Annotated in this window: 11 protein-coding genes and 1 pseudogene; 2 read left to right on the top strand and 10 right to left on the bottom strand. The window is 72.0% G+C overall.

Annotated elements, in window-relative coordinates; all coding sequences use genetic code 11:
- Positions 1-14 precede the first annotated feature (14 nt).
- Entirely contained in the window at positions 15-3,134 is a 3,120-nt protein-coding gene (locus OG332_RS43765; RefSeq protein WP_327418661.1) for a non-ribosomal peptide synthetase, read from the bottom strand.
- A complete protein-coding gene (locus tag OG332_RS43760; protein ID WP_327418660.1) occupies positions 3,131-3,991 on the bottom strand; it encodes a hypothetical protein in 861 nt (286 codons plus the stop codon). Before OG332_RS43760 ends, OG332_RS43765 begins: the two co-directional genes overlap by 4 nt.
- Positions 3,992-4,658: 667 nt before the next feature.
- Here OG332_RS43760 and OG332_RS43755 point away from each other — a divergent pair.
- Positions 4,659-4,886 (top strand): hypothetical protein, encoded by a 228-nt coding sequence (locus OG332_RS43755; protein ID WP_327418659.1) that lies wholly within the window; start codon positions 4,659-4,661, stop codon positions 4,884-4,886.
- A 289-nt stretch (positions 4,887-5,175) separates the two neighbouring features.
- On the opposite strand, the gene OG332_RS43750 is transcribed toward OG332_RS43755, so the two are convergent.
- The 5 genes from OG332_RS43750 to OG332_RS43730 form a co-directional block, all read right to left on the bottom strand.
- Positions 5,176-5,442, bottom strand: a complete 267-nt coding sequence (locus OG332_RS43750; protein WP_327418658.1) for a DUF4235 domain-containing protein — start codon at positions 5,440-5,442, stop codon at positions 5,176-5,178.
- The gene (locus OG332_RS43745; RefSeq protein WP_327418657.1) at positions 5,439-5,813 is read right to left on the bottom strand and encodes a DUF3618 domain-containing protein; all 375 of its coding nucleotides are present in this window, start codon (positions 5,811-5,813) and stop codon (positions 5,439-5,441) included. The genes OG332_RS43750 and OG332_RS43745 overlap by 4 nt, the downstream gene beginning before the upstream one ends.
- The gene (locus tag OG332_RS43740) at positions 5,810-6,223 is read right to left on the bottom strand and encodes a phage holin family protein (RefSeq protein ID WP_327418656.1); all 414 of its coding nucleotides are present in this window, start codon (positions 6,221-6,223) and stop codon (positions 5,810-5,812) included. Before OG332_RS43740 ends, OG332_RS43745 begins: the two co-directional genes overlap by 4 nt.
- 131 nt (positions 6,224-6,354) lie before the next feature.
- Positions 6,355-7,407, bottom strand: coding sequence for a YihY/virulence factor BrkB family protein (locus tag OG332_RS43735; RefSeq protein WP_327418655.1), 1,053 nt, complete (start codon positions 7,405-7,407; stop codon positions 6,355-6,357).
- The gene (locus OG332_RS43730; RefSeq protein WP_327418654.1) at positions 7,404-9,404 is read right to left on the bottom strand and encodes a copper resistance CopC/CopD family protein; all 2,001 of its coding nucleotides are present in this window, start codon (positions 9,402-9,404) and stop codon (positions 7,404-7,406) included. Before OG332_RS43730 ends, OG332_RS43735 begins: the two co-directional genes overlap by 4 nt.
- Positions 9,405-9,825: 421 nt before the next feature.
- On the opposite strand from OG332_RS43730, the pseudogene OG332_RS43725 reads away from it, so the two are divergent.
- Positions 9,826-10,035, top strand: a pseudogene (locus OG332_RS43725) (phosphotyrosine protein phosphatase); the annotation flags it as partial.
- A gap of 95 nt (positions 10,036-10,130) precedes the next feature.
- Here the strand turns inward: OG332_RS43725 and OG332_RS43720 are convergent.
- The 3 genes from OG332_RS43720 to OG332_RS43710 form a co-directional block, all read right to left on the bottom strand.
- A complete protein-coding gene (locus tag OG332_RS43720) occupies positions 10,131-10,925 on the bottom strand; it encodes a thioesterase II family protein (protein ID WP_327418653.1) in 795 nt (264 codons plus the stop codon).
- Positions 10,926-11,146: 221 nt separating this feature from the next.
- Positions 11,147-11,605, bottom strand: coding sequence for a hypothetical protein (locus OG332_RS43715; RefSeq protein WP_327418652.1), 459 nt, complete (start codon positions 11,603-11,605; stop codon positions 11,147-11,149).
- Positions 11,605-12,384 (bottom strand): thioesterase II family protein, encoded by a 780-nt coding sequence (locus OG332_RS43710; RefSeq protein ID WP_327418651.1) that lies wholly within the window; start codon positions 12,382-12,384, stop codon positions 11,605-11,607. Before OG332_RS43710 ends, OG332_RS43715 begins: the two co-directional genes overlap by 1 nt.
- Positions 12,385-12,395 lie beyond the last annotated feature (11 nt).

The raw sequence follows: 12,395 nt of genomic DNA, 5'->3' as shown, positions 1-12,395 counted from the left end.
CTCTTTCGGTTCCGTCAGGCGAGCCGGCGCAGCCGGTCGGCCAGGGCGGCGGGGGTGGGGGTCTCGAACACATCGGTCAGCGCGAGCCGGACACCGGTGATGTCCTTGATCCGCTGGGCGAGGGCAACGGCCAGCAGCGAGTGCCCGCCGTTGGCGAAGAAGTGCGCGCCGGCGTCGAGGTCGCTGCGGTCGAGCAGTTCGGCGAACAGGCCGACGACGGTGGCCGTCAGGTCGTCCTGGGCACCGGCATCGCCGCCGTGGCCGCCGACGGCCGGACCGGAGTGCCGGGCCGCCTGTTCGGCGAGGGCCAGGTGGTCGACCTTGTCGCTGCCGGTACGGGGGAAGGCGTCCACGGCGATGAACCGGTGCGGGACGACCGAGCGCGGGAGCTGCCCGTGCGCGTGGTCCCACAGTTCGTCCACGGCCTCGGGGCGGCCGGGGACCCGGACGAAGGCGGCCAGGTAGCCGTCCGCCCCGGGATCGCCGACGACCACGACGGCCGCCGCCTCGACGTCGGGGTGGGCGAGCAGGACCGCCTCGATCTCGGCGGGTTCGATCCGGTTGCCGCGCAGCTTGACCTGCCGGTCCATCCGGCCGAACAGGTCGATCCTGCCGTCGGTCCGCCAGCGGGCCACGTCTCCCGAGCGGTGGAAGCGCCCGTACTCGGCGTTCTCCGCGAAGCGTTTCGCGGTCAGGTCGGGACGCTCGTGGTAGCCGGAGGCGACGCCGACGCCCGCGACGCACAGCTCTCCGCGGAGGCCGACCGGGAGCGGCCTGCCGTGCGGGTCGGCGATGAAGATCCGGGTGTTGGCGACGGGCGAGCCGACGTCCACCCTTCCGTCGTGGCCGGCCGGTACGCGGCCGGCGGTCGCCCAGATCGTGCTCTCGGTGGGGCCGTAGACGTTCCACAGTTCGGCGCCGGCGTCGAGCAGCCGGGTGGCCAGTTCGGCGGGCAGGGGTTCGCCGCCGGTGAGGAGGACGCGTCCGGCCGTCACGTCCGCTGCCTCGCGCGCGACGAGCCGCCACGTCGTGGGGGTCGCCTGCAGCAGGCCGATGTCGTGGGCGGTGACGGCGGCCGCCAGCAGGGTGCCGTCCGTGCGCGCCTCGTCCGGGAGCACCACCGTGTGGCCGCCGTGGAGCAGCGGCATCATCAGTTCGAGCGAGGAGGTGTCGAAGCTGTACGTGCTGAGCCAGCCGGTGGGGCGCGTGGAGCCGGCCACGCCGAAGCGTTCGGCGTAGTCGACGATGTGGTTGACGAGACTGCCGTGCCGGATCGGGATGCCCTTGGGCTTGCCGGTCGAGCCGGAGGTGTGGATCACGTACGCGAGGGCGTCGGGGTCGGCCTTCACCGCCGCCTCGTCCACCGGCACCTGGGGCGCCTGGTCCCAGTCGGTGGCGGGCACGGCGGCGTGGCCCTGCGGGGCTGTGGTCCCGGCGCCGACGATGACGACGCGGGCCCGCGTGTCGTCGAGCTGGTAGGTCAGGCGCTCCACTGGATGGTTCGGGTCGAGCGGCAGGTAGGCCGCGCCCGCGAGCCAGGTGCCGAACACCGAGGCGGCCAGCGCGGCGCCGCGCGGCAGGAGGAGCGCGACGACGTCGCCGGGGCGTACGCCGGCCTCGGCCAGCCGGGCGGCCGTGTCGACGGCCGCGGACCACAGGGCCCCGTACGTGGCCGTGCGGTCGCCCTCCCGTACGGCCACGGCCGTGGGGTCGGCGGCGGCGCGGCGGGCGAAGCCCGTGAGCACCGACGGCAGACCGATCGCGCGGTCCGTGGCGTTGGCGGCGTCGATGACCTCGTGGTCGCGGGCCGACCAGGACGGCAGGGAGGCGATCGGGGTGTCCGCCCCGGTACCCAGCGCGACCAGCAGGGCGTCGTAGCGCCGGACCATCAGTTCGACGTCCGACCGGTCCAGCACCCCGGTGTAGAACGCGGCGCGGACCGTGGCGGTCTCCGGGTTGGCCGAGACGAAGAATTCGAGGTCGAACTGGCTGAAGCCGTTCTCGACGACGAGGAGTTCGGCCTCGGCACCGGCGAGGGTGAAGGTGCGCTGGTCCTCGGCGAAGGGGACGTAGTTGAAGACGTGCTTGAACAGCGCGTTGCGCCAGCCGGAGCCGTCGCGTTCGACCATGTCGAGCACGTCGTCGGTCGGTACGTCCTTGTGCGCCATCGCCTCCATGAACGTCCGCCGGGTCAGGGCCGTGAGGTCCCGGAAGGTGGCGTCACGGTCGAGCAGCAGGCGCAGGACGACGAGGTTGCTGTGGTAGCCGACCGCGTCCACCGCCTCGCGGGGGCGGGTGTTGACCGGCGAGCCGATGGTGAGGTCGGGCCCGGCGCCGTGCGCGGCGAGGAGGACCGCGTAGGCGGTGAGGAGGACGACGGACTCCGGCGCCCGCAGCTCGCGCTGGAGGCGGCGTACGACGTCGTGGGCCTCGGGTGACAGGACGTGCGTGACCTCGTCGCCCCGGAGGGTGGTGACGGGCTCGTCGCGCTGTTCGCAGAGGAGTTCCAGGCCCGAGGAGCGGAAGCCGGCCATGCGCTCCTGCCAGTAGCCGAGGCTCTCGGGGGACGGGGCGGGCTCGCGCAGGGCGGGCACCTCGGCGGGGGCGGGGTGGCCGCCCTCCAGTACCGCCTCGTAGAGGGTGACGAACTCGGCGCGCAGGATGGCCGTCGACTGCACGTCCGACACGGCGTGGTGGAGGGCCAGGCACAGCACGTCGGCGTCCGGCCCGTGCAGCAGCAGGGCGCGTACGAGGGAGCTGCCGTCCGGGGTGAACGGGCGGGCCACGAAGGCCGTCAGGACGGCCTGTTCGTCCTGCGCGCCGCCGTGGTGCTCCGCCTCGTCCAGCCCGACGGCGAGGGACGGCACGACGGCCTTGGTCAGCTCGGCGCCCTCGCGGTGGTAGACCGTGCGCAGCACCTCGAAGCGCTCCGTCAGGAGGCGCAGGGCGTGCGCGGTGGCGGCGGCGTCGAGGCGGCCCCGTACGCGCAGGGCCAGCGACAGGTTGTTGGCGCCGCTGCCGGGGACCAGCTCGTCGAGGAGCCAGAGGGTGGTCTCCTTGCGGCTCGCCGGTACGCGCCCGGCCGTGGGACCGGAGCCCTCCTGGGCCGGGGTGGCCGGGGCTTCGGCGCTCACGCGTGCTCCCCCGGGCGGCCTGCCAGGACTCCGGCCACGGCTTCGGCGATGGCGGGGGTGCGCAGCAGGTCCCGGTGCTCGACCTCGAAGCGCCGCTCGTCCGCGACCTCGATGGGAGCGACACCGGGCGTGGTGCGCATCCGGTTCAGTCCGCTGGTCGCACTGGCGGAGGTGACGACCGTGGCCCCCTGCCAGCCGGGGCGCGGGTCGAGACCGGCGGCGGTGGCCAGGTAGGACATGAACGAGCCGACCAGCTGGACCAGTTCGCCGGCGTAGTCCTCGTCGAGTCCGGCCCGCCGCAGCGCCGTGGTGCCGATCGGGCGGAAGGCCGCGTACAGCCCGGCGGCGAAGGCGGCCGGAGCGATGTCGGGCTGCCCGGCGAGCCGCTCGGCGGCGCCGGACAGCTCGGCTATCTCCCCGGGGGTCAGAACGGTGGTCATGTTGCCGACGACCCGGCCGAATTGGAGGTGGACGGTGGGCACGTCGACCAGTTCGGGGTCGAACAGCACGACACGGGGGGCGGTCGCCTGCCGTGCGCCGATCTTCTCGGCGAGCACGCCGGCGAAGACGGAGCCCGCGCAGTAGCCGAGCACGGCGCGGACCGTGCGACCGGAGGCGGCCACCTCGGAGAGCCAGGGCTCCAGGTAGCTGTCGTCCAGGGCGTCGGTCTCGGGGTCGCGGACCGGGGCGACGGTCTGCCACAGGTCGCAGTCCAGCTTCAGACCGGGCGCCAGATCGGCGAATCCACCCTCGTTCCTCCCCGTCACCGGGAAATCGGCCGCGAGCACGATATCGGTGTCGGCGTCGGCGTCGGATCCTGCATCCGAAACGATATTCCACACGGTGGGGCTGGGCATATCAAGATCCCCCGAAAGTAAAAGTTTCATCGATTTGTTTTCCCGACCATCTCCGGCCAGACCAGGCCAGATCCTAGGGTCGTCAATCGACGCTGTCCACAAAGAGTCGATCATGAACTGCCCACGATCCGGCGGGGGAAACTCCGAACCGCGAGGGAATCACGCCGAGGGATTTCGGACACGAGAGAAAGAGTTTCCGCCAACCCACGTCACCCTCCGGCCCCAGTTCCAGGAAGTTTCATAGGACACGCACCTCTTCGAGCCCACGGGAACCCACCCTGAAGGCCGACAGGAGCCCCGGAGGGAACTTCCCGAATGTCCCGAATTGCCATGTGACCGCCACCATACGAGACAGCTTCCGGCGGCAATCCCGGGTCCGGATCCTCTGCCGCACCAGAAGATCCGGTCGGGCCCGTACGCGGCGGCGACGCGCAGCACCTGCAGCAGGAGGCCCAGGCCGGATCTCGTCGGCGCCGGCAGGCCTCGTACGTCGGCCTGCCGGTGGACAAAGACGAACCCCACTGCAGCAGTCCGGCGGCCCGGCTCCCGGAGACGACGTCGCCGTGCCGGCGCTACGCGTTCCCCGAAGGAGCCAGAATTCCCGCCAGGAAGCCGATGATGCCCTCCGTCTTAGCCTGACGGTACACAACCGGGGTAGGCGCCGGCCGTGTCCAGCGGCTTGCCCTGGCCTGGGTCCAAGGAGCGAGTCCATGATTCTCACCTCGGACTCATCATTCTGATCGCCGCCATCGTCGTCGGCTTGGCCGGAATATTCGGCAAGGCCGGGCCGGGACACGATCTCGGCGCCGGCGGTGATTTCTCGATTTTCGGCTACCACGCCACGGGTTCGACGGGATCCCTCTTCCTGAGCGGAACTCGGCACGTCACGCCGTGAGGCCGCCGCCGTCGGCCACGAGCGTGGTCGCGACCCCGACCGCGACGATCTGACCAAGCAACGCGACGCCGTCCCCGCCGAGACCAGTGCTCCAGTGGCGGACACCCCCGCACCCGAGGCCACTGGTTCGGCCGCCGAGCCGCGCACCGCTGACCGCAGCTTCCCCCGCAAGGGCACCGCGCATCGGAAGCCGCCCTCCGGTGGGGCCGAGCCGGTCGGCGGTGGGGCCGAGCCGGTCGGCGCGGGAAGGGCCGGCATCGCGGCGGGTCAGCCGGGCCGCATCGCGGCGTCAGCCCGGCCAGGTGCCCGTCACGCGGCGGGTGGCCACGGCGCCCGAGCGTTCGACAGCGGCCTTGACCACGGCGAAGATCGCGCCCTGGATGGCGGCGGCGAGCAGGATCTGCTTCCAGGAGCGGTCTTCGTCCGTGGCGCCGGGAGCGTCACCTTCGCCTTCGACGATCTTCCAGACCTGCTTGAACACGGCACCCGCGATCAAGCCGCTGGCAGTACCCAGGGCCAGACCGACCGGCTTGTAGGCGGCCTTGGACGCTTTCATCGGTATCCCCGGCTGCGCCGCACCAGCAGGAAGACGACCACAGCAGCGCCGGCCACGAGCAGCGCCTCGCGGTGGGCGCGTGCCACGCTCGCGACCCGGCCGACCTCGGCGACAACCGGCTCAGGTGCCCTGTCCTTCACCAGCCACGCGGCGTGCCGGGTCTTCCCGCGGATCCGGTCGGCGACCGCGGCGGTCTTCTCCGCGGCCTCTTCCTTGACGGCGGCCGTCCTCTCCTTCGCCTGCGCCTTGATGTCGGCCTTCCCCGCCAGCGCCTCGATGGTCTGCCCGAGCTCGTCGCGGGTGCGCTCGACCTGCTCGCGCAGCTCGTCGGGGGTGGGCGTGCCGATATCGGTTCGGGGTTCGTTGGTCATCGGTGCGCCTTCTCCCTGATTTCGGCCAGGTCGGCCCTGACGCTGTCGATGGTCTGCTCCGGTACGGGTGCGCCGGCCTCGGCGAGCTGCTGCTTCCCTGCCATGGCCGTCACTGCGGCAACCACTGCCAGCGCCGCCGTGACGATCAGGGCCGACGCCCACACCGGGAGTACCAGCGCGAGGGCTGCGATACCGGTTGCCACCAGAGCCTGAGCTGCCAGGATTCCGATCAGGCCCGCCGCGCCGAAGAGGCCGCCGACCTTCCCGAAGCGCTTCCCCTTCTGAGTCATTTCGGCTCGTGCCAGCTGCATCTCCTCGCGGACCAGCTCCGATATCTGCTGGGAAGCGCGCGAGACCAGCTCGCTCACGGATTCATCGGAGCCATGAGTCTGCCGCTCTATCGTGCTCATGCGGAGTCTCCCCTTCACGATGTGCACGCCGCTGTCCTGGTGCGCCTACCCGGTAATCGAACGAGCACCCGTGCCACGAGCAGATGCTTCTGCGCACGAAGCGGCACACCGGCCGATCGTCCCGTACATGACTACTGCTCCATGCGGCGGCGGTCCTGGTCGTCCCACGCGCGGGTGTCGCGGGGCCGGACATAGGGCTCCTCGTCCTTGGGCAGTCCGCCGGCGATCGCGCGCTGGCGGACCAGTTCCGCGTCGAACTCGAGCCCGAGGAGGATCGCAAGGTTGGTGATCCACAGCCACACCAGGAAGACGATCACACCAGCGACCGTGCCGTACGTCTTGTTGTAGGACGCGAAGTTCGCCACGTAGAACGCGAAGCCGGCCGAGGCGGCCATCCAGATCACCAGGGCCAGGAAGCTGCCCGGTGTCACCCACCTGAATCCGCGGCCCTCGGCGTTCGGCGCGGCCCAGTACAGGAGGGCGATCATGATCGTGACGAGGAGCACCAGGACCGGCCACTTCGCGATCGACCACACCGTCAGCCCACCGTCACCGATGCCCAGGGCCGCGCCCGCCTGCCGGGCCAGGGCGCCGGTGAAGACCACGATCAGCGCGCCGGCACAGGCGAGGACCATCAGCGTGACGGTGAGCGCCAGGCGCAGCGGCAACACCTTCCACACCGGGCGTCCCTCGGGCACGTCGTAGACGGCGTTCGCGGAGCGGATGAACGCGGCCACGTAACCGGAGGCGGACCACAGCGCCACGGCCAGGCCGACGACCGCCATCAGCGAGCCGACGCCGCTGTGGCCCTGCAGCTGCTCGACGGCGTCTCTGATCACGTCCCCGGCGGAGCCGGGGGTCAGCTGCTGCAGATGGTCCGACAACCGCGCGGTCGTCGACTCGCCGGCCACGCCCAGCAGGGACACGAGGACCAGCAGGGCGGGGAAGAGCGCGAGTACCCCGTAGTAGGTGAGGGCCGCGGCGCGGTCGGCCAGCTCGTCGTTCCGAAACTCCTTGACCGTGCCGCGCAGTACCGCCTTCCAGGAGCGTGCGGGCAGGTCTGCGGGCTGGTCCGGGGCACGCTCCTCGACCAGGTCGCTCGGGCCCGCGGGGACGTTCCGCCCGGTTTCGGCCCGCTCACGGTCGCTGCCACGGCCTCGGGCTCGGCTCGGTAGGGGTGTCATACCCGGCGGCTTTCCACGACGGCGCCACTCATGCCGCCACGGCGCTCGGAAACCGAGCCCGTCGGGCGGGGCGCGGCCCCAGGATGCGGGGGGACCGGCCGCGTCCGGGCCACCGCCCGGTACGGGTTGTCATCGCTACCGCGGTGGTGACGTGATGCGAACGGTCTCGTGCACGGTGACCTGGTCGATGTCCGTGGTGCGCACCGTGAGGTCCATGGTCCACACACCGGGCATGGGTAGCCGCAGGTCGTAGGCGGCCCAGTACCCCTGCTGGTTCTTGAGCTTGGCGTCGAGCGGGCCGATTCCCAGGTCGCGCTGGGTGAGAGTTCGGGGACGGTGGAGAGGCCGCCGTCCGCGGTGTACACCACGGCTTCGACCGTGTTCTCGCCGACGCGTCCCGGCGCCAGCGTGATCTGGACCGTGCCCTGATGGCTGGCCGTCCCCATGTCGAACGGAACCGTGACCACCTTGGCTTGTGGCTCCTGCCCGGTGGCAACCGATGTGCTCTCGGCGGCGGCGCGGCTGGGTTGGGTGCCGGTGAGCAAGGTGGTGATCGCCAGAACCACAACGCCGAGCACGGCTTCGGCAGTCACCGTGCGGCGCAGGCTGCGCCGGTGCCGTTCGGCCTCGACGCCAGGCGGCTCGATCTCATCCCCCGGCTCGCCTCCGGCGGGACCATCGCACCCGACGGAGCCCGCTGCCTCCGGGGAGGCAGGCGCGCCGGCCGTCCGTGCGATGCTCACCCGCTCGGGCTCGGGCACCCTCAACGCCTCCACGGCCGACGACGGCACGCGAATGAGGCGGGAAGTCCACCGGCGGGAGAAGAACGCCACGGTCAGCACCAGCACCACGGAGGCGAGCTTCGCGACGAGGGTCTTGCCGTACGACGTGGTGGTCAGCGCCTCCCAGGAGCCGACCTGTCGCCAGGACTGGTACACCCCGGTGCCGACCAGGACGGCGACGGCGGCGAAGGCCAGCGTCGAGAAGCGGCCGATCGCGGACGCCGGGACGTCGCGGCTGCCGGGCGCCCGGTACCGGAGGACGAGCAGCAGGGTGGTCAGGCCTCCCAGCCAGACCCCCATGGCCAGCAGGTGCAGCACGGCGACGGGAACGGCCAGCGGCACCTGGATGCCGGCGGAGGCGTGTTCGGCGGCGGCCCAGGTGAACGCCAGGCCCAGCGCGAGCACCGCCCCGGCCGCGCGGACCCGGGCACCGGGGGCCCGCGGCGGCGGTCCGTCGCCCTCGGGCTCGCGCCGTAGGACCGACCGCCTCAGCAGCACGGCGGACACAGCGAGCAGCACGAGCCGTACGGTCAGTGCGAGCCCGGGCCGCCCGGTGACGGTTCGGCCCAGCTGGGACGGGTCGAACGCGGAGGTCAGCGGGCCGCCCGTCTCGAACGGGCCGCGCAGCAGCAACATGGCCACGGTGGACACCGACAGGGTCGCCCATCCGGTGACCAGCAGCCGGCGCACCGGACGGACCGCGCCCGCGGCGGGCCAGCACGCCAGGACGAACGCGGCGGCTCCGACGAGGAGGGCCAGGCCGCTGTAGGCGGCGTAGCGGAAGAAGCCGTGCAGGCGGCCGGCTGCCGTGGCCTGCGGGGGGCCGGTCGCCGCCACGGCGGCCGTCTCGGACGGCCTGCCGATGGAGAAGACGAACGCGCCGGAGATCGGGTGGCCGTCGGCGGAGACGACGCGCCAGGCCACCGTGTAGGTGCCTTCGGGCAGTTTGCCTGCCAGCTCCACCCGGGCGGTGTTCCCCTTGCCGTCCGCATACTGGGCCGGGCGCGGGTTCGCACGCTCGTTGTCCGGCGACAGCACTCTCACCGAGTCCTCGGAGAAGCTGACCGACTCGGTGAAGGTGAGCGTGACCTGCTTCGGAGCCGTCTCGAGGACGCTGCCGTCTGCAGGGTCTGCGCTGCTGAGGCCGGCGTGCGCGGAGGCCGCGCCCGCCCCGCCGAGGATCAGGGCGAGGAGTGCGGTGACCAGCGCCAGCACGGTCCAGCGCCGTCCTCGCGGGAAGCGATCCGGTGTGCATCAGGAGGCAGCCTCCGGGGTGGCGGTCGTCAGCGGCGGCACCGCCGCCCTGGACTCGCTCGGGGCGAGATGGGGACCGTAACGCCGGCTGTCCCGGGGCGGAGCGGGTTGAGCAACTTCCGCTAAAGGGTGGTGCAGAAGGCTCGACCCGGGGAACTTCCCTGTATGGACGCTCGCCTGGACGCTCGCCCTACCGCCGTGTCACCCGGCCTCGGGCATCTCCCCGCGAGCCGCCCACGAAGCGGCCGCAGCCAGCAAGGCGGCCACGAGGGAGACGGCCGCGAGTGCAGCGAACAGCCGGGCGTGGCCGCCGAGCGGGCCCGCGAGGGCTGCTCCGGCCCAGGGCGCCGGAGTGGACCCGGGAGGCGCCCACTCCGAGCCGCTGACCGACGAGGTCGTCCGGGCCGCCGACATCGTGATCACGATGGGCTGCGGCGATGCCTGCCCGTACTTCCCCGGCAAGACCTACCTCGACTGGCAGCTCGAGGACCCGGCCGGCCAGGGCGTCGAGGCCGTCCGCCCCATCCGCGACGAGATCAAGGGCCTCATCGAGGGCCTGATCGCCGAGATCGACGCCAGGCCGAAGGCCTGAGGCACACGACGCGACACAAACGACCTCGACGGCTCACTCACCACGCCCACCGAGGGGCCGGTGACAGGAGCGGCCTCCTGACCGCCGCTGACCCGTCAGCCCACGGTGGCCAGTTGATCGCAGAGCTCGCGCACCACCACGTCGTGCTGTTCGACCAGGTAGAAGTGGCCGCCGGGCAGGACCCGCAGCCGGAATCCGCGGGGCGCGACATCGCCCCAGGCGTTCATCTCCCCCGCCGAGGTGGACGGGTCCGCGTCGCCGATCCAGGCGTGGACGGGGCAAGCGACCGGGGTGTCGGGGCGCGGACCGTAGGTGTCCGCGATGGTGAGGTCCGCCCGGAGCACCGGCAGTACGAACTCCTGGACGTCCGGGTCGTCCAGGAGAGCGGAGTCGGTCCCGCCGAGCCTGCGCAGTTCGGCGATCAGCGCCGCGTCCTCCTCCCGGTAGAGCTCACGGGGCAGCACCCGGTGCGGGGCCTCGCGACTGGACACGTGGAGGGCGGCGGGCAGAACGGCGTGCCGCTTCTCCAGACGCTGCACCACCTCGTAGGCCAGCGAAGCCCCCATGCTGTGGCCGAAGAGCGTCATGGGTACGTCCGCGAACGGCAGCAGCGCCGCGGTGACCTGGTCGGCGAGCACGTCCATGGTGTGGATGAAGGGGTCGGCCAGCCGCTCGTGGCGACCCGGGTACTTCGCCACCAGGACTTCCGTGTCGCTCCCGAAGGAGCGGCCCCAGGGGTGGAAGAAGCTTGCGGAGCCACCCGCGTGCGGCAGAACCACCAGGCGGCGCCGGGGCGTGGCCGCCGTGGAGTACCTGCGGAACCACGTGTCGCTGTCCGTACCGGTGGTCATGCTCGTGTGCACCTCGTCGTCGGTCTGTCGGCTGGTCATGTTCGCGCGGTCTGCTGCGAGGGGCGGCCGCGGGGACGTGTCGTCCCCGCGGATCGGGACCCGGGCGGCCGCCCCCGCCCGGCGTGGCCGTCGGGCCCGACGATGCCGAGGCCTGCCGCGTCCCGGCCCGTGTCCGCGATGTCGTCCGCGGCTCCGCGGCCCGGGCGGTGGCCCGGCAGGCCGACTCGCGCGGCGGAGCCACAGGCTCCGGTGTGGGCCCCCTACGTGTCGCCGGGGCCGGCCAGGGTCGCCCGGATCGAGAGGGGGAGGTCCAGGGCTATGACGAGGAAGCACTCCTTGTGGGCGATCACGGAGAGGTCCTGGAACAGGGCGAGGGGCACGTCCGCCACTCCGCGGACGGTCAGGGAGCCCGAGGTGAGGGAGTGGCGGCCGGGTTCGACGAGTTCCAGGTGGAGCGTGGCCTCGACATCGAGTTCGCGGGCGAGGTGGCCGCGCTCCTCGAGCTTGTGGGTGAGGCACTGCGCGTAGTCCATGGCCAGCGCGGCCGCCACGAGCTCCTCCGGGGTGCTCTCGCCGACGGGCTCGGAGGTCCTGCTGCTCCATCGCATCGGCAGGCCGGCGCCCACCGAGTCGAGGGAGACCGTACCCTCCCCGGCATCCTGCGGCCGGTCGCCGAACAACGGGCCCCGCCATACGGCGCGGGCGGATCTGGTCGCCATCAACGAACCCCCATCATGTCGGTCTGTGCGGCTGCTTCGGCGATCGCGCCGACGATCCGGGCACTCACCTCGGGCGCGCGGTCGAAGACGTAGAAATGGTCCCCGGGCCAGGTGCGGAAGTCCGTGGCGCCCGCGTGATCGGACCAGGCCCGCATCTCCTCGGCGCTGACCAGCGGATCGGAGTCTCCCCTCATGACGGAGAGCGGAGAGGTCAAGGGTGCGTGGCCCCCATACCGGTATCCGTGGTTCACAATGAGATCGTTGCGGAGCGCGGCGATCATGCGGTCCGCCAGGACGGTGTTGCTCCACAGCGCCTCGGGGGTGTTGCCCAGCCAGCGCATGTAGTCGACGTACTGCTCGCGCGTCCAGTCCTCGGGTCGGCCGTTCGCCGGTTCCGGGACGACGAGTTGGGGCGCCGGGCTCCCCGACACACCGACCCACAGCGGCTGGTGCCCCCGCTTCGCGAGTTCGTGGACGAGCTCGAAGGCGATCAGCGCTCCGAGGCAGTGGCCGAAGACCGCGTAAGGTCCGGACAGTTCTCCGGCCAGGTCCTCGGCGAACGAGTCCACCGCGCTCTCGATGCTCGGGCAGACCGGCTGCTTGGGCGCGGTCGCTCGCGCCGGCAGCTCCGGGACCAGGATCCGCCAGCTCTCGGGGAGGTGGGGCAGGAGAGGTACGAAGCTCCCCGCCGATCCTCCCGCGTGGGGCAGGAGGATCAGGGTCAGTTCAGCGGGTTCCACGGCGACGGTCGACCGGCCGCGGAGAACGCAGATGCTCAAGGTCTCGCCAC

Origin of the sequence: Streptomyces sp. NBC_01233, assembly GCF_035989305.1 — a bacterium.
Taxonomy (GTDB): Bacteria; Actinomycetota; Actinomycetes; order Streptomycetales; family Streptomycetaceae; genus Streptomyces.
This window is presented reverse-complemented; position numbering and strand designations above follow the sequence as displayed.

Bases quoted from the DNA above. Each gene is read 5' to 3' on its own strand.
- OG332_RS43760 (WP_327418660.1), bottom strand. From the start codon at position 3,991: ATGCCCAGCCCCACCGTGTGGAATATCGTTTCGGATGCAGGATCCGAC.
- OG332_RS43750 (WP_327418658.1), bottom strand. From the start codon at position 5,442: ATGAAAGCGTCCAAGGCCGCCTACAAGCCGGTCGGTCTGGCCCTGGGT.
- OG332_RS43745 (WP_327418657.1), bottom strand. From the start codon at position 5,813: ATGACCAACGAACCCCGAACCGATATCGGCACGCCCACCCCCGACGAG.
- OG332_RS43740 (WP_327418656.1), bottom strand. From the start codon at position 6,223: ATGAGCACGATAGAGCGGCAGACTCATGGCTCCGATGAATCCGTGAGC.
- OG332_RS43735 (WP_327418655.1), bottom strand. From the start codon at position 7,407: ATGACACCCCTACCGAGCCGAGCCCGAGGCCGTGGCAGCGACCGTGAG.
- OG332_RS43720 (WP_327418653.1), bottom strand. From the start codon at position 10,925: ATGACCAGCCGACAGACCGACGACGAGGTGCACACGAGCATGACCACC.
- OG332_RS43715 (WP_327418652.1), bottom strand. From the start codon at position 11,605: ATGGCGACCAGATCCGCCCGCGCCGTATGGCGGGGCCCGTTGTTCGGC.